Raw genomic sequence first — 20,864 nt, 5'->3', positions numbered from 1 at the left:
CGGTTTGAGAATCCCATCCCGAAGGAATCAATTTGTCTCCCTGATCAGTAAATCCTAAATATACTCTGAATATCCAAAATATGCTGTCTTGATTTTCTGATTTCTCATTTTGGCTTGCTTGAAATCAACTCATATTTAGGATATATTTTTCTATGGATAATAGGGATAATGGAGGCCAATACATGGATAAGCGGTTTGCAGTTGTGTTAGCAGCTGGTCAAGGAACAAGAATGAAATCAAAGCTTTATAAAGTTCTTCATCCGGTTTGCGGAAAACCTATGGTCGAGCATGTTGTCGACGAAGCTCGCAAGCTATCATTAGAAAAACTTGTCACAATAGTTGGACATGGAGCCGAAGATGTCAAAAAACAGCTCGGGGAAAAAAGCGAATATGCCCTGCAGGCTGAACAGCTCGGAACAGCCCATGCCGTTAAGCAGGCCAAGTCGATTCTTGGAAGCGAAAAAGGAACGACTATCGTCATTTGCGGAGATACACCGCTTTTAACTGCCGAAACGATGGAAGCCATGCTCAATGAGCACCAGAAAAAAGCAGCAAAAGTGACGATTTTAACCGCTGTAGCGGAGGATCCGACAGGCTACGGACGCATTATTCGCAATGAAAACGGCGATGTTGCAAAAATTGTCGAACATAAAGATGCAACAGACGAGGAAAGACTTGTCAAAGAAATTAACACAGGAACTTATTGTTTTGACAACGAAGCTCTTTTTCAAACGATCGAGCAGGTTTCCAATGACAACGTACAAGGGGAATATTATCTTCCGGATGTCATTGAGATCTTGAAAAATCAAGGTGAGACTGTAGCCGCTTATCAGACTGGCAACTTCCAGGAAACGCTCGGAGTCAATGACAGAGTCGCCCTTTCACAAGCGGAAATTTATATGAAGCAGCGGATCAATAAACGCCACATGCGAAACGGCGTAAGCTTAATCGACCCCGACAACACATATATTTCACCGGAAGCCGTCATCGGCAGAGATACCGTGATTTATCCCGGCACCGTTATTAAAGGGCGGGTTGTCATCGGTGAGGACGCGGTCATCGGACAGAACAGCGAACTCGAAAACAGTACGATCGGCAGCAGAACGGTTATTAAGCAGTCCGTTGTCGTGAACAGTGAAGTCGGTGACGATGTTACAATTGGACCGTTTGCTCATATCAGACCCGATTCAAAGATCGGCAATGAGGTAAGGATCGGGAATTTCGTCGAAGTGAAAAAATCGGAATTTGGTGATCGCAGCAAAGCATCTCATTTAAGCTACATAGGGGACGCGGAAATCGGAACGGATGTCAATCTCGGCTGCGGGTCGATTACCGTAAATTATGATGGGAAACATAAGTTCAAAACGAAGATTGAAAATGGGGCATTTATCGGCTGCAACTCCAATTTGGTCGCTCCGGTGACAATCGGCGAAGGTGCATACGTAGCTGCGGGTTCAACGATTACCGACGATGTACCAGGCAAGGCTTTGTCTATTGCCAGAGCAAGACAAGTCAACAAAGAAGACTACGCTGAGAACATACACAAAAAATAATCCTAAATCGGAGGTTTACCATGTCTAAATATGAAGACGACAATTTGAAGATTTTTTCTTTAAACTCAAATCCGGGTCTTGCGAAGGAAATCGCAGATATCGTCGGAGTTGAGCTGGGGAAGAGTTCTGTTAAACGCTTTAGCGACGGTGAGGTTCAAATTAATATTGAAGAAAGCATCCGCGGCTGCGACTGCTATGTCATCCAATCGACAAGCGCACCGGTGAACGAGCATATTATGGAGCTTTTGATTATGGTGGATGCGCTGAAACGCGCATCGGCGAAAACGATTAATATCGTGATGCCTTACTACGGCTATGCCCGTCAGGACCGTAAAGCCCGTTCCCGTGAGCCGATCACAGCCAAACTGGTGGCAAACCTGCTGGAAACCGCCGGAGCTACCCGTGTGATTGCACTTGATCTTCACGCGCCGCAAATCCAAGGTTTCTTTGATATACCGATCGATCATTTAATGGGTGTTCCGATTTTAGGTAATTATTTTGAAGAGAAAAATTTCAAGGATGTCGTGATCGTGTCCCCTGACCACGGCGGTGTGACGCGTGCCCGCAAATTGGCGGACCGCTTGAAAGCGCCGATTGCGATTATCGATAAACGCCGACCTAAGCCGAATGTAGCCGAGGTTATGAATATCATCGGACATATTGAAGGGAAAACAGCCATTTTAATTGATGATATTATTGATACGGCAGGAACGATTACGCTTGCGGCTAATGCGCTCGTCGAAAGCGGCGCAGAGGAAGTGTATGCATGCTGTACACATCCGGTTCTTTCCGGTCCGGCGATCGAAAGAATCGACAATTCGAAAATTAAAGAGCTCGTTGTGACCAACAGCATTGAGCTTCCTGAAGAAAAGAAAATCGCGAAGTTCAAGCAGCTTTCTGTTGCACCGCTTCTGGCAGAAGCGATTATTCGTGTGCATGAAAAACAATCTGTCAGTTTCCTGTTCGATTAATTTGCTGATTCTGGTTTAAAGTTTTGTCGTTATGGGTATGGTTTTAGAAAGACCAATCTAACGATAGGATGGTGCTGAACATGGCAATTTTAAAAGCGGAAGAAAGAACGGATTCCAGACGGTCTTCTTTAAGAAAGATCCGGCAATCCGGGTATGTGCCGGGTGTCATTTACGGAAGAAACCTGGAAAACAAATCCGTTGCGTTAGACAGTATTGAGCTTTTAAAAATTTTGCGAGCTGAGGGCAAAAATACGATTATCAACTTGGATATAAACGGAGACCAGCACTCTGTTATGGTGACTGAGCTGCAGACGGATCCATTAAAAGATTCAATTGTACATGCCGATTTTAAAGTGGTTGATATGGAAGCGGAAATGGAGGCGACGGTTCCTGTAAACCTTACGGGTGAAGCAGAGGGGATTAAACAGGGCGGTGTTCTACAGCAGCCGCTTTACGAGCTGTCTGTCACAGCGAAGCCGAAGAACATTCCGCAAACGATCGAGGTCGATATTTCCAGTCTCGAAGTCAACGATGTTCTAACCGTCGGCGATATTCCGTCTAAAGGCGATTATTCATACAACCATGAGCCTGATGAAGTTGTTGCATCCATTCTTCCTCCTCAAAAGCAGGAAGAAACGGAAGCCGAATCAGCCGCTCAAGACGTTGAGGAACAAGAAAAAGGCACTGAAGAGGAAAAAGAAGAATAAGTACGTAAGACGTAATCCTCCCGCGGTTACGTCTTTTGTGCTAGAATGAGGGGAAATTAGGATGCTCCCCCTCAGTATGCTGAGGCAGGGTTTTGCTTAAGGGAGGATATAGAATAATGCTTGTGTTTGCAGGATTGGGCAATCCGGGTAAAACATATGAAAATACGAGACATAATGTAGGATTTATGACGATCGATGAGCTTTCAAAAGAGTGGAACGTTCCGCTTGATAAAACAAAGTTCAACGGTCAATACGGAATCGGATTTGTTTCCGGCAAAAAGGTTCTACTTGTTAAGCCGCTTACATATATGAATTTATCGGGAGAATGTTTGAGGCCGCTTTTGGACTATTATGAGATCCCTGTTGACAATTTGAAAGTGATTTACGATGACTTGGATCTTCCGACCGGAAGAATCCGTCTGAGGACGAAAGGAAGCGCAGGAGGCCATAACGGCATCAAATCGATGATTCAGCATCTGGGAACAACTGAGTTTAACCGGATCAGAATCGGAATCGGCCGTCCGGTCAACGGCATGAAAATCGTCGATTATGTGCTTGGCGCTTTTACAGATGAAGAAGAGCCGGTGATACAAGAGGCCGTCAGACAATCGGCCAAGGCCTGTGAAGCTTCTCTGGAAAAACCTTTTTTAGAAGTCATGAATGAATTTAACGCTAAGGTATAAGGCAGAAGGGAACGGAACATACTAGTTTTAAAAAGACTCGGTATGGAGGTTCCTTTATGGCTTTACATTATTATTGCCGGCATTGCGGCGTTAAAGTCGGAAGTCTTGATCATTCTTATGTAAACAGTGAACAGTTAGGCTTTAACCACTTAACAAACGATGAAAGAAACGATATGATTTCTTATATGGATAATGGGGATTTACACGTGAAGACGATATGTGAAGATTGTCAAGAAGCGCTTGAGCGAAACCCGGATTATCACCAATATCATTCGTTTATTCAATAAATAGCTTTGGTGTAGAGACTAGACCAAAGCATTTTTCTATTTGAGGAAGAGAGGAGGGGCTCATTTGAACAATATTCAATCCTATATCACAAAAAGCGATGATTTTAAATCCATCGTCAACGGCTTGAACGAAGGGCTGAAGGAACAGCTGCTTGCGGGGCTCTCCGGATCTGCCCGGTCGTTATTTACAGCCGCTCTTACAAAAGAAACGAGACGGCCGGTATTTTTAATTACGCATAACCTTTATCAGGCTCAAAAAATTACAGATGACTTGACAGGGCTGATAAAAGATCAGCCTGTCCTTTTATATCCTGTCAACGAATTGATTTCTTCTGAAATTGCGGTGGCAAGCCCTGAGCTGCGCTCGCAAAGGCTTGATGTCTTAAATCGGCTTGCAAGCGGTGAAACGCCTATCGTTATTGCTCCGGCAGCAGCCGTCAGAAGAATGCTGCCCCCTGTCGAAGTATGGCAAAACAGTCAGATTCGCATTGAGACGGGGCGCGACATCGACCCGGAACAGCTGCTTCAGAAGCTTGTTCAAATGGGGTATGAGCGTACGGATATGGTGGCGGCTCCAGGCGAATTCAGTATTCGCGGGGGGATTATCGATGTCTATTCATTGACCGAAGAAAACCCTGTCCGGATTGAATTGTTTGATACAGAAGTTGACTCGATTCGTATATTCAATACGGATGATCAGCGCTCACTGGAAACGCGCGATGAAGTAACGATCGGCCCTGCGAAGGAACTGATCGTGCGGGATGAAGATCGGCAAAGAGCGCTTGAACAAATCGATAAAGGTCTTGCCAACAGTCTTAAAAAGCTGAAGCTTGATAAACAAAAGGAAATTCTCGATCAAAATATCGCGGAAGATAAAGAGCGGCTCAAGGAAGGTCATATCGGCCAGGAAATGGTTAAATACCTTTCTTATTTCTATGAGAGGCCTGCTAGTTTACTAGATTATTTCCCAAAAAATACTTTGCTGATACTAGATGAGATCAGCCGTATTCATGAAATGGAAGACCAGCTTCAAAAGGAAGAGGCAGAATGGATTACGAGCCTGCTGGAAGAAGGGAAAATCCTTCATGATACAGCAATGTCATTTCCTTTTCACAGCCTCATTTCAAAACAGTCCCGCCCGATTTTGTATTACTCGCTGTTTTTAAGGCATGTGCAGCACACCAGTCCGCAAAACATCGTCAATGTTTCAAGCAAGCAAATGCAGAGCTTTCACGGACAAATGAATGTGCTCAAAAATGAGATTGAACGGTTTAAGAAATCGAAATATACAACGGTTTTTCTAGGGGACAGCAAAGAACGCGTCGAAAAACTTGCGTCTGTATTGTCCGATTATGAGATCGAAGCCGCCCAGGCCGACCAGGATGCAGCGCTTGCCCAAGGCCAGATTTACATTATGGAAGGCGGTCTTCAATCCGGCTTTGAACTTCCGATGATCAAGCTGGCCGTCATTACCGAAGAAGAACTGTTTAAAAAGCGTGTCAAAAAGCAGGCGCGCAAACAAAAACTGACCAATGCCGAACGGATCAAAAGCTACTCGGAGCTTCAGATCGGCGATTATGTCGTCCATGTGAACCACGGTATCGGAAAGTATTTAGGGATTGAAACGCTGGAGATCAACGGCATTCATAAGGATTACCTGAATATTCACTACCAGGGAAGCGACAAGCTTTACGTACCGGTTGACCAAATTGATCAGGTGCAAAAATACGTCGGTTCCGAAGGCAAAGAGCCGAAGCTTTATAAACTCGGGGGAAGCGAATGGAAACGGGTTAAGAAAAAGGTTGAAAGCTCTGTCCAGGATATCGCCGATGACTTGATCAAGCTTTATGCCGAAAGGGAAGCAAGCAAAGGTTACGCGTTTTCTCCCGACCATGAAATGCAGCGTGAGTTTGAAGCCGCATTTCCTTATCAGGAGACAGAGGACCAGCTGAGATCGATCCATGAGATTAAAAGAGACATGGAAAAAGAAAGACCGATGGATCGGCTCCTTTGCGGCGATGTGGGCTACGGCAAAACGGAAGTGGCGATCCGCGCCGCCTTTAAAGCGATTGCAGACGGAAAACAGGTCGCGATCCTCGTGCCGACTACGATCCTCGCACAGCAGCACTATGAAACGATATTGGAACGTTTCCAGGACTACCCGATTAATCTCGGTTTGCTCAGCCGGTTCCGGACGAGAAAAGAAGCAAATGAAACGATCAAGGGCTTAAAAAACGGAACGATTGACATCGTAATCGGCACTCACAGGCTGTTGTCCAAGGATGTCGTGTACAAAGATCTTGGACTGCTTATCATCGATGAAGAACAAAGGTTTGGTGTCACGCACAAGGAAAAAATTAAACGCATTAAAGCGAATGTCGACGTTTTGACGTTAACGGCAACTCCGATACCTCGAACCCTTCATATGTCCATGCTCGGTGTCAGAGATTTGTCAGTCATTGAAACGCCTCCGGAAAACCGCTTCCCTGTACAGACGTACGTTGTCGAATACAACGGGGCCCTAGTCAGAGAAGCGATAGAACGCGAGCTGGCCAGGGGCGGTCAGGTTTACTTCTTGTACAACCAGGTGGAGGATATTGAAAGAAAAGCGGAAGAAATCTCGATGCTTGTGCCTGATGCCAAGGTGACGTATGCCCATGGGAAGATGACAGAAAACGAACTCGAATCGGTCATGCTGAATTTCTTAGAGGGAGAATCGGATGTGCTCGTCAGCACAACGATTATTGAAACGGGCGTTGATATTCCAAACGTCAATACCCTAATTGTATTTGACGCAGATAAGATGGGGCTTTCCCAGCTGTACCAGCTGAGGGGCCGTGTCGGGCGCTCAAACCGTGTAGCTTACGCTTACTTTACGTACCGGAAGGACAAAGTCCTTACGGAAGTGGCCGAAAAAAGGCTTCAGGCGATTAAAGAATTTACAGAACTCGGGTCAGGATTTAAAATCGCGATGCGCGATTTGACGATCCGCGGCGCCGGAAACCTTTTAGGTGCGCAGCAGCACGGGTTCATTGATTCTGTCGGTTTTGATTTATATTCGCAAATGCTCAAGGAAGCAATAGAAGCTCGCAAGGGAGATGTACCGCAAGCTGAAAAATTTGAACCGGAAATCGATTTGGAGCTTGACGCATATATTCCGCAGACTTATGTGACAGACGGCAAGCAAAAAATAGATATGTATAAACGGTTCAGAGCGATTTCAACCATTGAAGAAAAGAGCGAGCTTCAAGACGAGATGATCGACCGCTTCGGCGAATACCCGAAAGAAGTCGAATATTTATTCGCCATCGCAGAGGCGAAGGTATATGCCATCACCGAACGCGTCGAGCTGATCAAGCAGGATAAAGACGCCGTCAGACTGACGATTGACGAAAAAGCTAGTGCCGAAATAGACGGCCAAAAACTGTTTGAACTCGGCAGTAAGTACGGCAGACAGATCGGCCTCGGGATGGAAGGAAAGAAATTGAAAATTTCGATTCAAGTGAAAAACCGAAATCCGGAAGAGTGGCTGGAAACGCTTCTCGAAATATTGAAAGGCCTTCAAAACGTTAAAAAGCAAACGATCGCTTCATCATAAAAATTTGTTGTTTCTCGCGTATATTACATTTGATGTGAAGGATACTAAAACCAATCAAGAGTGGAGAGTGTTACATAAGTACACAGCTCTGTTTATATCCACCAGATATATCATCAAATGAAAGAGAGGCAGCAGAGATGAAAGCAACTGGTATCGTACGTCGAATTGATGATTTAGGCCGGGTCGTGATCCCGAAGGAAATCCGCAGAACTTTGCGCATTCGTGAAGGAGACCCTTTGGAAATATTTGTGGACCGGGATGGGGAGGTTATTTTAAAAAAATATTCTCCGATCAGCGAGCTCGGCGACTTTGCAAAGGAGTATGCTGATGCGCTTTATGACAGCATGGGCCATTCCGTGCTGATTTGCGACCGGGATGTGTATATCGCAGTATCCGGGGGGTCTAAAAAAGACTATTTAAACAAATCGATCAGCGACATGGTCGAAAAGGCGATGGATCAGCGAAATTCTGTTTTGGAAGGAGACGCCAAGACAATTCAGCTTATTGATGGTATTGACGAAGAGGTTGCTTCTTATACCGTCGGTCCGATTGTTGCAAACGGCGATCCGATCGGAGCGGTTGTCATTTTTTCGAAAGACCAGTCAATCGGCGAAGTGGAACATAAAGCGGTTGAAACCGCCGCTGGTTTTTTGGCCCGTCAAATGGAACAATAGGTCTCATTCCTTTTATTTTGACATTCCTGCTCGAACGAGCTGGAATGCCGAAAGCGTTTTTCTCAGCTTGAATCAGCATCAGCAGTTGGAACAGCACCTTTTGGGCTGTTCTTTTTTAGTTCACAGTTGCAGGCGGGGTATGAGTCTTGAATATGGTATAATAAGCACGTTTCGTGCGCTTTTTAGAAAGCTGAGAGAAAGCGCATTGGAAGGAGCTTAAAGGGATGGGGTTTTTAAAAGGCCAAAGACAATGGATTTGGCAAGGCGCCTTTGTTTTATCATTGGCGGGGATATTATCAAAGATATTAAGCGCTGTATATAGAGTGCCTTTTCAAAATATAGTTGGAGATGTCGGTTTTTATATTTTTCAGCAGGTGTATCCGATGATCGGAATATCTGTGATGCTTGCCACCTCCGGGTTCCCGGTCATCATTTCAAAGTTGTTGAATGATTACGGGACGGCAAACCGGGCAAAAATTCTCCGGGTGTCTATGTTTTTTTTGTCGGTCGTGGGCCTTGGCTTTTTTCTTCTCTTGTTTGCCGGAGCCGAAGCCATCGCAGGGTTTATGGGTGATCCCGACCTTGACGGGGTGATCCGCGCGGTGTCGTTTTCTTATTTGCTGCTGCCGCTCGTGTCTTTGCTTAGAGGCTATTTTCAAGGAGGCGAACGGATGCTTCCGACGGCACTTTCTCAAATTGGAGAACAGACACTCAGGGTCGGGGCGATCCTCATTTTGACGTGGTGGCTCGTCAAAAACGGCTTTTCCTTATATGACGCCGGGGCAGGGGCTGCCTTTGGCTCCCTTGTCGGCGGCCTTGCGGCGTTTTTCATTCTCGCCGTGTTTTGGGCCAAGCGTGAAAAGCATCCCGCTGCCGCCGGGATAGAGGCCGGTACAGGCGATATTTTGAAGCAGCTGTGTCTGTACTCGGTTACGATTTGCACGGCCGGCCTCATGCTGATTCTCATCCAGCTCGTCGACGCATTGAACTTGTATTCATTGCTGGCCGGACAAGGAATGGACGAACTTCAGGCGAAACATACAAAAGGGGTGTATGACAGAGGTCAGCCGCTTTTGCAGCTTGGAACCGTTTTTGCTGCGAGCATTGCGACAGCTCTTGTCCCGTCCCTTACAAAAGCGAAGAAAAATGGAGAAACGGCGGTTCTGGAGGAAAAGATCCGTTATTCGCTAAAAATGAGCTTCGTCATCGGCACTGGAGCAGCCGCCGGTCTGATATGCATTTTGGAGCCGGTGAATGTCATGCTGTTTAAGAACAGCGATGGAACGGCTGCGCTGCAGATTTTCAGCGTGTCGATTCTGTTTGCATCGTTGGCGATCACGATGACTGCTGTTTTGCAAGGACTCGGCAATACATGTCTTCCAGCTGTTTCCGTCTGCTGCGGCTTTTTTGTGAAAGCCGTATTGAACGAGTTCCTGATCCCCGGTTTCGGCATTTCCGGCGCCGCTTTTGCGACTATGATGTCATTCGCTGCTGTCGCTGGACTCAATTTTTTTCAGCTGAAAAGGAAAGGCTGGATCAAGTTGCCGGAATACAGGATAGCGGGAGTTTTGCTGTCGGCTGTGATCATGTCGGCCGCTCTGGCGGTGTGGCTTTTTGCTTTTGAAGCGGCCATACCTCATGAAAACAGATGGATCGCGGCGGCGGAAAGTCTTAGCGCCGTATTCGTCGGCGGCATTGTCTTTTTGTCCGGTATCTTCACATTACGCGTGTTTTCAGAAAAAGAACTTGAGCTTGTACCTTTTGGCAGCAAGCTCCTGACATTAAAACGAGAAAGGGGCGGCAGGCATGGCCGGTAAAATCACGGTAGTCGGCCTGGGGGCAGGCGATATGAATCAATTAACCCTCGGTGTATATAAACGGCTCACACAAGCGGAGGTTCTTTATGTCAGGACGAAAGACCATCCGTTAATAGAAGACCTGAAAAAAGAAATAGCTGAGATGCATTTTTTTGATGAGGTCTATGAAAAGCATGATCAATTCGAAGATGTTTACGAGGAGATCGTAGAGCGGCTGTTTGAGGAGGCGAAGCAGCGCGATGTGCTCTATGCCGTTCCGGGCCATCCGTTCGTCGCTGAAAAAACGGTTCAGCTTTTGCTTGAGAGGCGGGGCGCTCATCAGGCCGATGTCGTTGTCGAGGGAGGCCACAGCTTTATTGATGCGACATTAAATGCTTTGCAGATCGATCCGATTGACGGGTTTCAGTTTGTCGACGCCGTCCGGTTTTCCGCTGACGAAGTCGAGCTCCGTCATCATTTGATTATTTGCCAGGTATATGATCAAATGACGGCATCAGAGGTCAAACTGACGTTGATGGAAAAGCTCCCTGATGACTATGAAGTCGTCATTGTCACAGCGGCCGGAAGCAGTATGCAAGACATTCGGACAGTGCCTCTTTACGAATTGGACAGAAGTGTCGGTATCAATAATTTAACGAGCGTCTACGTTCCGCCGGTCAAAGACGAGGAGGTTCTGTACAAGGAATTTTCGATGTTCCGCAGCGTCATCAGGAAGCTGCGCGGACCGGACGGCTGCCCGTGGGATCGGAAACAAACCCATGAATCGCTCAAAAAATACTTAATTGAAGAATGCTATGAGGTGCTCGAGGCGATTGATGAAGAAGATCCCGACCACCTTGTTGAGGAGCTCGGCGATGTGATGCTCCAAGTTCTGCTGCATGCGCAGATCGGCGAGGATGACGGTCTTTTTAAAATTGACGATGTGATTCGCGGCATTACGGCAAAAATGATCAGAAGGCATCCGCATGTCTTCGGAGAAGTATCTGTTCGTGATGAGGCCGACGTCATGGTAAACTGGGAAGAGATCAAGAAACAGGAGAAACAAGCGGACGATCCATCCCTTCTCGACGACATTCCAAAGCCGCTGCCTGCTTTGTCAAAAGCGAACAAGCTTCAGAAAAAGGCGGCAAAGACCGGATTCGACTGGTCGAATGTCCAGGATATTTGGGATAAAGTTCACGAGGAAATGAAAGAATTTTCTTCAGAAATTTCCGAAGCCGAACAGTCCAGCAAAAAAATGAAAGAAGAGTTCGGCGACCTTTTATTCGCTCTCGTGAACATCGGCCGGTTTTATAAAATTGAACCGGAAGAAGCCCTGGCGATGACAAATGCCAAGTTTTACAGAAGGTTCACGCATATTGAACAATCTGCAAAGCGCATGGGCAAGGATCTGGAAAGTATGACGCTTGAAGAAATGGACGAATTGTGGAATGAAGCGAAAGACATTGAAAGGAGCTGACAAGTGATGAGACTCGACAAATTTCTCAAAGTATCAAGGCTGATTAAAAGACGGACGCTTGCAAAAGAAGTGGCTGACCAGGGAAGAATTTCGATCAATGGCCAGCAGGCGAAAGCAAGCTCTGTTGTCAAAGCGGGAGACGAGCTTGCGGTGCGTTTTGGCCAAAAGCTTGTAACCGTCAAAGTCAATGAATTGAAGGATACGACAAAAAAAGAAGAAGCCGCTGATATGTATACCGTTCTCAAAGAAGAGAAGCTGGGAGGAGAATAGGCTTGTTCTAAAAAAATCCCCCGTCTCATACAATGCAGTATCGAATCTTTAGTATGAGGATATGGGGGATGAATCGATGAATGTATATTATGATCAGCACAACCCTTCCGGCGGGGCATCTGGTCCTGAACATAATGTGACGATGAAGGGCCGCAAGCTGCTGGATATATCCGGTGTCAAACAGGTCGAGAGCTTTGACAATGAGGAATTCTTACTTGAGACGGTCATGGGCATGCTGGCAGTCAGAGGCGAAAACCTGCAGATGAAGAATCTCGATGTGGAAAAAGGCGTTGTCTCCATCAAGGGAAGAGTGCTTGATCTCGTCTATTTGGATGAGCAGCAGGGGGAGAAAGCTAAAGGATTTTTTAGCAAGTTGTTTAAATGACGCTGACCACTCAGTTCTATACGATGCTGGCCATGGCCGGAATGGGGGCATGGCTTGGCGCTTCCCTTGACACCTACACCCGTTTTGTCGTTCGCTCAAAAACAGCAAGGTGGCTGTTGTTTCTCCATGACTTTTTGTTTTGGGTGGTACAAGGTCTCCTTTTTTTCTATGTTTTGCTGAGCGTGAATGAAGGGGAATTCCGAATTTATATCTTTCTGGCGGTCATGCTTGGATTTGCCGCTTATCAAAGCCTTTTTAAGCAGATCTATATCAAGCTTTTGGAATGGATGATTTCCTTTTTCATATTCATCTCCAGGCTGGTCTCAAAGATGATGCAGATGATGGTGTTTCGGCCTGTTGTATGGACGTTTCAAGCTATTTTTGCCATCATTCTTTTTACAATGAGAAATATCTATGTTCTTTTTCGTTTTTTTGCGGTATGTTTATATAAGATATTAAAATTTGCAGGATATCCGATTTATTTTATACTATATCAATGCTGCAGGCTTCTTCCCGCCCCGGTTCGGGGATTGTTGAGACGCTTTTTGCAAAAAGGAGCAGGATTTTTCGAAAAGGGGAAGAAACTATTCATAACAATTAAGGCAAAACTTTTAAAAAAATGAGGGGAGGCCGTCTGGAATGAATGATCCCACGAGACGCAACATATCGCAAATACAGAACGAATACAAAGAGCAGATGGAGCGAAAACAGCAGCAGCTGAAAAGAAAAAGACGCGGTCTATACAGACGGTTGATGGTTTTCGGCGCCGTTGTGCTGCTGTCGGCGATTGTGATTGTCAGTTCGCTTTGGTCGCAGACTTCGGATATCAGCGCGAAGCAAGAGAAGAAAGAAGACCTTTTGAAACAATTGGAACAACTGGAAGCAAAAAAATCGGATTTGAAAGATGAGATTGTGAAATTAAAGGATGAGGACTACGTTGCAGAGCTTGCCAGAAAGGATTATTACCTCTCAAAAGATGGCGAAATCATCTTCAAGTTTGAAGATAAGAGCAAGTAGCCTTGTTGACACTTAATTTTTTCTTTATGTATAATTAAACAAATGATCTTTTTTAAGTCTAAGGAGGAGCACTTTTTTTATGTCGATTGAAGTTGGCAGCAAGTTGCAAGGGAAAGTAACAGGTATTACAAATTTCGGAGCGTTTGTTGAACTGCCTGGAGGATCAACAGGTCTTGTTCATATTAGCGAAGTAGCCGATAACTACGTGAAGGACATTAATGATCATCTGAAGGTTGGTGATCAAGTAGAAGTTAAAGTCATCAATGTTGAGAAAGATGGGAAAATCGGCTTGTCGATCAAAAAGGCTGTAGACCGTCCTCAATCATCAAGACCTGCGAGACCTAAAAATGATTTCCGCTCTAAAGAAACGTTTGAACAGAAAATGAATAAGTTTTTAAAAGACAGTGAAGATCGCTTATCGTCTCTAAAACGCAACACGGAATCAAAACGTGGAGGGCGCGGAGCAAGAAGAGGTTAACTTGCTGCTTTCTATATATACGAAAGGCATTCGTCTTATCCCAACGGATGCCTTTTTATTGTCTTATAAAATTTTTATTAAAATTTCTATTGACGGATAGGACAATCCTTTGTATTATAGAACTTGTGCGTTAAAAGAAATCAACAACATGGCGGTGTAGCTCAGCTGGCTAGAGCGTACGGTTCATACCCGTGAGGTCGGGGGTTCGATCCCCTCCGCCGCTACTTATATGAAGGCCCGTTGGTCAAGTGGTTAAGACACCGCCCTTTCACGGCGGTAACACGGGTTCGAATCCCGTACGGGTCATTCCGGAAACCGGCTTCTTCTGAAGCCGGTTTTTTTGCTGCATAAAAATACGCAAAATAACGGGAATGGACTCGACTTATCAAGAGTGATTGAAGCATGCTACAAAAAGCGTCGAACAGTTCTTTGAATTCATTACCTTCTTTTGACAAAATCCTATTTCATCTTTCGTTATAATGGCAAGCAACGAATAAACGAGTGGGAGATGAGAGCATGGAAAAAGCGGAAAGAAGAGTGAACAGCCCAATAGCTGGACCTGTTGTTCAAAAATTGTATTCATGGATTGGCAGCAAGACGAAGCTTGTAATGCAGCATTTATATTCCCTCTTTTTTTATAAAGGGCTGATCTATATGATCATCGGTTTTTTATTGGGACGAGCCTTCATTCTGTCAGAGGTCATTCCCTTTGCTCTTCCATTTTTCGGAGCGATGCTTTTAATTAAAAAAGATAAAGCTTTTCTTGCATGCCTGGCACTTCTTGCCGGGGCTCTGAGCATATCGCCTCAGCATTCGCTGTTCGTGCTTGCGGCTCTGTTTGCATTTGCGATATGTTCCAAAATGACGTCTCTTATTATAAAAGACCGCGTCAGAACGCTGCCTGTCGTCGTCTTTTTAGCGATGGCTGTGACAAGATGCGGATTCGTATATGCCGAATACGGAACGGTTTCGGGTTATCACTATATTATGGCTTTTGTTGAAGCCGGGTTATCGTTTATCCTCACACTGATTTTTTTGCAAAGCCTGCCGATTGTTACATCAAAGCGGGCGAAACAGTCGCTGAAAATTGAAGAGATCATTTGTTTTATGATTTTAATCGCTTCTGTTCTCACAGGTTTGACAGGCGTTTCTTTTCAAGGCATGCAGGCTGAACTGATATTGGCCCGTTATGTCGTGCTCGCTTTCGCGTTCATCGGGGGCGCGAGCATCGGCTGTACAGTCGGGGTTGTGACCGGGCTGATCCTCAGCCTTTCAAATATCGGCAATTTATATCAGATGAGCCTGCTGGCTTTTTCAGGCCTTCTCGGCGGTTTGTTAAAAGAAGGAAAAAAGTTCGGTGCAGCGGTCGGCTTATTGATCGGATCTCTATTGATTTCTCTGTACGGAGAAGGTTCAGCTGAACTTGTGCCGACGCTTTATGAATCACTGATTGCAATCGGCCTGTTTCTTTTAACCCCTCAGTCGATTACGAAAAAAGTGGCTAAGTATATACCGGGAACGACTGAACACGCTCAGGAACAGCAGCAATATGCAAGAAAAATCCGCGATGTCACCGCGCAGAAGGTCGATCAGTTTTCGAGTGTTTTTCACGCATTATCCGAAAGCTTCGCTACCTTTTATCATTCGGTTCCGGATGATGAAGGAAAAGAAAAAGAGATCGATCTGTTTTTGAGCACTGTAACAGAACACTCCTGCCAGTCCTGTTATAAAAAAAACAAGTGCTGGGTTCAGAACTTTGATAAAACATATGACTTGATGAAACGAGTTATGCAGGAAACAGAAGAAAAGCAATATTTTAAAAACCGCAAGCTGAAAAAGGAGTTTCATCAGCACTGCTCCAAATCAAAGCAAGTAGAAGCGCTGATGGAAGACGAGCTGTCTCATTTTAGGGCAAACCAGACATTAAAACAAAAGGTGCATGACAGCAGGCGTCTCGTCGCAGAGCAGCTGCTCGGGGTTTCTCAGGTCATGGCGGACTTTTCTCGGGAAATAAAAAGGGAGAGGGAGCAGCATTTTATTCAAGAAGAACAAATTCGGGATGCGCTGCAGCATTTCGGCATTGAAATTCAACAAGTCGAAATTTACAGCCTAGAGCAGGGAAATATCGATATCGAAATGAGTATCCCGTATTGCAACGGTCACGGGGAGTGTGAAAAAATCATCGCTCCGATGCTGTCCGATATTTTGGAAGAACAAATTATCGTCAAAGCGGAACAGTGCGCCGGCCATCCGAATGGATATTGTCATGTTGCTTTCGGTTCGGCGAAGTCATACAGGGTGGTGACGGGAGCCGCACATGCAGCAAAAGGAGGAGGGCTTGTCTCCGGCGACAGCTACAATATGATGGAGCTCGGCACCGGCAAATATGCGGCCGCCATCAGCGATGGTATGGGAAATGGCGCAAGGGCCCATTTTGAAAGCAATGAGACGATCAAGCTGTTGGAAAAGATTCTTCAGTCGGGCATCGACGAAAAAGTGGCGATTAAAACGATCAACAGCATTCTTTCATTAAGGACGACAGATGAAATATATTCGACATTGGATTTATCGGTCATCGATCTTCAGGATGCGAGCTGCAAGTTTTTGAAAATCGGCTCCACCCCGAGCTTTATTAAAAGAGGCGATCAGATTATCAAAGTGCAGGCCAGCAATCTGCCGATCGGCATCATTACAGAATTCGATGTTGATGTAGTCAGCGAGCAATTAAAAGCGGGAGACCTTTTGATTATGATGAGCGACGGAATCTTTGAAGGGCCTAGACATGTTGAAAATCATGATCTGTGGATGAAGCGCAAATTGAAATCTCTGAAAACCGAGGAGCCGCAGGAAATCGCCGACTTGATCATGGAAGAAGTGATTCGGACAAGGTCGGGTCTGATTGAGGACGATATGACGGTGATTGTTATCAAGCTGGACCATAATACGCCAAAGTGGGCCTCCATTCCGGCGCCGTCTTTTTTCCAAAAGAATCAAGAGATTTCTTAGCCTTCGTATAAATCAAATTTCTTCTGGCGATGATGGAACTAAATCAAGATATCTTTGTCCAGGAGGAATAAAAACGATGAAAAAGGGGCACTTGAATCAAATCCTGCTTTTGACGGACGGCTGTTCAAACCGCGGCGAAGACCCGCAGGCCATGGCCGCCTTTGCGAAGGAGCAGGGAATTACCGTGAATGTGATTGGGATTATGGACGAGCATGAAATGGATCAGGAGGCGATGAAAGAAGTTGAAGGGATCGCCCTCGCAGGCGGGGGAGTTCACCAGGTTGTTTACGCGTCGCAGCTGTCGCAGACCGTTCAAATGGTGACAAAAAAGGCGATGACGCAAACCCTTCAAGGCGTTGTCAATAGTGAGCTCAAACAAATTCTCGGCAAGCATACCGAAATGGATGAACTGCCTCCTGATAAACGCGGTGAAGTTATGGAAGTCGTAGATGAGCTCGGCGAGACCGTACATCTTCATGTATTGGTTCTTGTCGATACAAGCGCGAGCATGAATCCGAAGCTGCCGACTGTTAAAGAAGCATTGATAGACCTTTCCATCAGTCTCAATTCAAGAATCGGCGAAAATGAATTTGCGATGCTTATATTTCCCGGGAAAAAACAAGAGGTCGAGCTTGTGCTTGATTGGACCCCGAAGTTTGAATCTCTTTCTTCAATATTTTCCAAGCTTTCAGCCGGCGGCATTACGCCGACAGGACCCGCAATACGAGAGGCGATTCAGCATTTTAACAAAATCGGCTCAAGAAGGAGAATGTTAGAAGACGATGAAAAACACTTCGACGAGTTTGGCGGCTAGTCTAAAGCCGGGTGCAGCCGTTGTTGGAAAGTGGAACAATCATTCCTACAAGATCATCAGACAGCTTGGAAAAGGGGCGAATGGCGTTGTGTATCTGGCCGATTCGGGAAAGGGCCGCGTTGCATTAAAAGTGAGCGATGACAGCCTGTCCATTACCTCGGAAGTGAATGTTCTGAAATCTTTCTCAAAGGCCCAGGCAAAAGCAATGGGGCCTTCTTTTTTTGATGTGGATGACATGATGGTTGCGGGTGCGGGCAAAAAACTTTCATTTTATGTCATGGAATATATTGAAGGTCCGCTTCTTTTAAGATATGTAAACGAAAAAGGCGAGGAATGGATACCGGTGCTGATCAGCCAGCTTCTCTCAAGTTTGTCGGCCATTCATCGCGAAGGATGGGTGTTTGGAGATTTAAAGCCCGAGAATTTAATCGTGACGGGCCCGCCGCCGCAAATCCGCTGCATTGATGTGGGCGGGACGACAAAAGAAGGCCGGGCAATCAAGGAATATACAGAGTTTTTTGACAGAGGCTATTGGGAATTTGGAACCCGTAAGGCTGAGCCTTCGTATGATCTGTTTTCAGTCGCCATGATTATGGTGAACTGTGCGGTGAAAAAAGAATTTAAAAAGACAGCAAGACCTCAGGAACAGCTTATGTCAGTCATCGACGGACAGCCGTTTTTAAAGCGGTATAAGCCGGTTCTTGCTTCTGCTTTAAAAGGAAGCTATCGAACAGCTGATGAAATGAAGGGAGACCTCCTGGCAATCGGACGGCCAGCCAGAATGCAAAGCAGCCGCCAGTCGAGAACCGCCCGCTCTTCATCGGCATCCGCCCCGTCTCAAGGCCCGCGGCATAAGCGGGGGACGCCTCAGCAGCAAATGTTAAGAAGCGGGCGCAGAAAGCAAAGAAACAGTTCTAAATCCGGCGGTGTTTTTGAAACGCTGCTGATCGTCGTAAGCGTTCTTGCCCTTTACTTTGCGTATATCGTTCTCTTTTTTATTTAGCTCTGCTTTGCCGGCGGATAGCTCTTCTTTGCAGGGACCGATTGAAAGTGTTAGGATATTTATATCTTTTGAAATACACCCTGCTCTTAGTGGGAGGACATTGTGAAAAGTATTGAAGATTTCATGAGAAAATACGAACTGTCATTTGATGGAGCGACACTGATTGCAGGCGTCTCCGGCGGGCCTGATTCGATGGCGCTGCTGCATGCTCTGCAACGTACGGTTCCTGCCTCGGCGACGCTGATTGCCGCACACGTCGATCATATGTTCAGAGGCGAAGAGTCTGAGCATGATATGCGGTTTGTTCAGGACTACTGCGAGGCGGAAGGCATACAATGCGAGGCGGTGCAAATCGATGTCCAGACATTTGCCGCGGAAAACAATCTGAATAAACAGGCTGCTGCGAGAGAATGCCGGTATGCGTTTTTTCAAGAATTAATGAAAAGGCGCCGGGCTGAATACCTGGTTCTGGCTCATCATGGCGATGATCAGGTGGAAACGATGCTGATGAAGATGGCAAAAGGCACTGTCGGGCTCGGGCTTGCTGGAATTCAGCCAAAGCGCCGTTTTGACAGCGGCTGGCTGCTTAGGCCGTTTCTAAGGCTGTCAAAGGATGATCTTTTGGCTTACTGCAAAGAGAATCGAATACCGTATAGAACCGATCCGAGCAACAATGAGGATGATTACACAAGGAACCGGTTCAGGCACCATGTTCTCCCTTTTCTGAAGAAAGAGTCGGAAGATGTCCATAAAAGGTTTCAATCCGTAAGTGAATTCCTGACAGAAGACGAATTATACTTACAGGCATTAACGAAAGGCAAAATGAATACAGTAATCACAAGCAAGTCAAGTTCCGGTGTCGAAATCAGCATCGATCGGCTTCTTGCGCTCCCTATGCCTTTACAAAGAAGGGGAGTTCATCTAATATTAAACTATCTTTATGAAAACGTTCCATCAGCGTTTTCAGCCCATCATATTCAAGTGTTTCTGGATTGGATTTCACAAGGTGGACCATCCGGTTCCCTTGATTTTCCGAATGGGCTAAAAGTTGCAAAATCTTATCATACATGTTTGTTTACATTTCAGCGTTTACAATGTGAAAATGTTTCCTATCATTATGAAATAAGCGGGGCAGACGAAGAAGAACTGAAGCTTCCCGACGGCTCCTCCCTTCATGTGAGCGGACCCGGTTCAACCCGGAAGCTGCAAGGAAACGATGTTTTTGCAACAAGTCCCAAGCAGGTTCAATTCCCCCTTTATGTACGGACAAGGCAAAACGGAGACCGAATCAAACTTAAAGGGATGAACGGCTCAAAAAAGGTTAAAGATATATTTATTGATGAAAAAGTGCCTCTTGCGAAAAGAGACAGCTGGCCCATTGTAACAGACGCGGTTGGAAACATTATTTGGATACCTGGTCTGAAAAAAACCATTTTTGAGGAACTTGATGTTACAAACAATGATCGCATTGTATTACAATATAGACAGCATGAAAAGTGTAGGGGGCTAGCAAAGAATGAAACAGGATATTGAAAATATCTTGATCTCAGAAGAAGAGATCCAAAAGAAAGTCAAGGAGCTGGGCGCAACTCTGACAGAAGAGTACAGCGGCAAGTTTCCGCTGGCAATCGGTGTGTTAAAGGGAGCCATGCCGTTTATGGCTGATCTTTTGAAGCATATTGATACATATTTGGAAATGGATTTCATGGATGTATCAAGCTACGGCAGTTCAACGGTTTCTTCCGGAGAGGTAAAAATCATTAAAGATTTGGACACATCTGTAGAGGGCCGTGACATCTTAATTATTGAGGATATCATCGACAGTGGGCTGACCTTGAGTTATCTTGTAGAGCTTTTCCGATACCGCAAAGCAAAATCGATTAAGATCGTAACCCTTCTTGATAAACCAAGCGGACGAAAAGCGGATATCAAAGCGGATTACGTCGGCTTTGAAGTTCCCGATGCATTCGTTGTCGGATATGGTCTCGATTATGCTGAACGCTATCGTAACCTTCCGTACATCGGAGTGCTGAAACCTGCGGTTTATGAGAGCTGATTCGGGCTTGTTAGCGAAAGGGATATCTGTTGTATTGGAACGATTTTCTATGATACTATTGAACATAGTTGTGCTTACTGTGGGAG

19 protein-coding genes and 2 tRNA genes are annotated in these 20,864 nt (G+C 45.7%); all 21 read left to right on the top strand.

Annotation, left to right across the window (positions count from 1 at the left end; translation table 11 throughout):
* The first annotated feature begins 182 nt into the window (after positions 1 to 182).
* Positions 183 to 1,553, top strand: coding sequence for a bifunctional UDP-N-acetylglucosamine diphosphorylase/glucosamine-1-phosphate N-acetyltransferase GlmU (glmU, locus tag M1D90_RS22025; RefSeq protein WP_105980623.1), 1,371 nt, complete (start codon positions 183 to 185; stop codon positions 1,551 to 1,553).
* 20 nt (positions 1,554 to 1,573) lie between these two features.
* Entirely contained in the window at positions 1,574 to 2,524 is a 951-nt protein-coding gene (locus M1D90_RS22020) for a ribose-phosphate diphosphokinase (RefSeq protein ID WP_020449809.1), read from the top strand.
* An 80-nt stretch (positions 2,525 to 2,604) separates the two neighbouring features.
* Positions 2,605 to 3,231: a 50S ribosomal protein L25/general stress protein Ctc gene (locus tag M1D90_RS22015; RefSeq protein WP_456283049.1), complete on the top strand. Its 627-nt coding sequence runs from the start codon at positions 2,605 to 2,607 to the stop codon at positions 3,229 to 3,231.
* Positions 3,232 to 3,347: 116 nt separating this feature from the next.
* Entirely contained in the window at positions 3,348 to 3,914 is a 567-nt protein-coding gene (gene pth, locus M1D90_RS22010) for an aminoacyl-tRNA hydrolase (protein WP_026578998.1), read from the top strand.
* Between the two features lie 56 nt (positions 3,915 to 3,970).
* Positions 3,971 to 4,201, top strand: coding sequence for an anti-sigma-F factor Fin family protein (locus M1D90_RS22005; RefSeq protein WP_003178210.1), 231 nt, complete (start codon positions 3,971 to 3,973; stop codon positions 4,199 to 4,201).
* Positions 4,202 to 4,265: 64 nt separating this feature from the next.
* The gene (mfd, locus tag M1D90_RS22000; RefSeq protein ID WP_456283048.1) at positions 4,266 to 7,799 is read left to right on the top strand and encodes a transcription-repair coupling factor; all 3,534 of its coding nucleotides are present in this window, start codon (positions 4,266 to 4,268) and stop codon (positions 7,797 to 7,799) included.
* 137 nt (positions 7,800 to 7,936) lie between these two features.
* Complete coding sequence (gene spoVT / locus M1D90_RS21995; RefSeq protein WP_020449813.1) at positions 7,937 to 8,473, top strand: stage V sporulation protein T; 537 nt, start codon at positions 7,937 to 7,939, stop codon at positions 8,471 to 8,473.
* A gap of 224 nt (positions 8,474 to 8,697) precedes the next feature.
* Positions 8,698 to 10,290, top strand: a complete 1,593-nt coding sequence (locus M1D90_RS21990) for a putative polysaccharide biosynthesis protein (RefSeq protein ID WP_096747835.1) — start codon at positions 8,698 to 8,700, stop codon at positions 10,288 to 10,290.
* Positions 10,280 to 11,749 (top strand): bifunctional methyltransferase/pyrophosphohydrolase YabN, encoded by a 1,470-nt coding sequence (yabN, locus tag M1D90_RS21985; protein ID WP_456283047.1) that lies wholly within the window; start codon positions 10,280 to 10,282, stop codon positions 11,747 to 11,749. The genes M1D90_RS21990 and yabN overlap by 11 nt, the downstream gene beginning before the upstream one ends.
* 6 nt (positions 11,750 to 11,755) lie before the next feature.
* Positions 11,756 to 12,019, top strand: coding sequence for an RNA-binding S4 domain-containing protein (locus tag M1D90_RS21980; RefSeq protein WP_003178218.1), 264 nt, complete (start codon positions 11,756 to 11,758; stop codon positions 12,017 to 12,019).
* Positions 12,020 to 12,095: 76 nt separating this feature from the next.
* Positions 12,096 to 12,404, top strand: coding sequence for a sporulation protein YabP (yabP, locus tag M1D90_RS21975; protein WP_011197470.1), 309 nt, complete (start codon positions 12,096 to 12,098; stop codon positions 12,402 to 12,404).
* Positions 12,401 to 13,027, top strand: coding sequence for a spore cortex biosynthesis protein YabQ (gene yabQ, locus M1D90_RS21970; protein WP_020449817.1), 627 nt, complete (start codon positions 12,401 to 12,403; stop codon positions 13,025 to 13,027). The genes yabP and yabQ overlap by 4 nt, the downstream gene beginning before the upstream one ends.
* Before the next feature lie 16 nt (positions 13,028 to 13,043).
* Complete coding sequence (locus M1D90_RS21965) at positions 13,044 to 13,421, top strand: FtsB family cell division protein (RefSeq protein ID WP_025809568.1); 378 nt, start codon at positions 13,044 to 13,046, stop codon at positions 13,419 to 13,421.
* A gap of 79 nt (positions 13,422 to 13,500) precedes the next feature.
* Positions 13,501 to 13,899 (top strand): S1 domain-containing RNA-binding protein, encoded by a 399-nt coding sequence (locus tag M1D90_RS21960; protein ID WP_003178226.1) that lies wholly within the window; start codon positions 13,501 to 13,503, stop codon positions 13,897 to 13,899.
* A 150-nt stretch (positions 13,900 to 14,049) separates the two neighbouring features.
* A tRNA-Met gene (locus M1D90_RS21955) sits at positions 14,050 to 14,123 on the top strand.
* A 10-nt stretch (positions 14,124 to 14,133) separates the two neighbouring features.
* Positions 14,134 to 14,205: transfer RNA gene (locus tag M1D90_RS21950), tRNA-Glu, on the top strand.
* A gap of 210 nt (positions 14,206 to 14,415) precedes the next feature.
* A complete protein-coding gene (gene spoIIE / locus M1D90_RS21945; protein ID WP_026578994.1) occupies positions 14,416 to 16,905 on the top strand; it encodes a stage II sporulation protein E in 2,490 nt (829 codons plus the stop codon).
* 76 nt (positions 16,906 to 16,981) lie between these two features.
* Positions 16,982 to 17,719: a vWA domain-containing protein gene (locus M1D90_RS21940; protein WP_020449820.1), complete on the top strand. Its 738-nt coding sequence runs from the start codon at positions 16,982 to 16,984 to the stop codon at positions 17,717 to 17,719.
* Positions 17,688 to 18,722 (top strand): protein kinase domain-containing protein, encoded by a 1,035-nt coding sequence (locus M1D90_RS21935; protein WP_020449821.1) that lies wholly within the window; start codon positions 17,688 to 17,690, stop codon positions 18,720 to 18,722. The genes M1D90_RS21940 and M1D90_RS21935 overlap by 32 nt, the downstream gene beginning before the upstream one ends.
* 102 nt (positions 18,723 to 18,824) lie before the next feature.
* On the top strand, positions 18,825 to 20,255 hold the full coding sequence (gene tilS / locus M1D90_RS21930) for a tRNA lysidine(34) synthetase TilS (RefSeq protein WP_456283046.1): 1,431 nt from the start codon (positions 18,825 to 18,827) through the stop codon (positions 20,253 to 20,255).
* Positions 20,239 to 20,778, top strand: a complete 540-nt coding sequence (hpt, locus tag M1D90_RS21925) for a hypoxanthine phosphoribosyltransferase (RefSeq protein ID WP_003178236.1) — start codon at positions 20,239 to 20,241, stop codon at positions 20,776 to 20,778. The genes tilS and hpt overlap by 17 nt, the downstream gene beginning before the upstream one ends.
* The last annotated feature ends 86 nt before the right edge of the window (positions 20,779 to 20,864 follow it).

The organism is Bacillus sp. JZ34, from assembly GCF_053903205.1.
The sequence above is the reverse complement of the archived record's forward strand: the minus strand, read 5'-3'. Positions and strand labels throughout refer to the sequence as shown.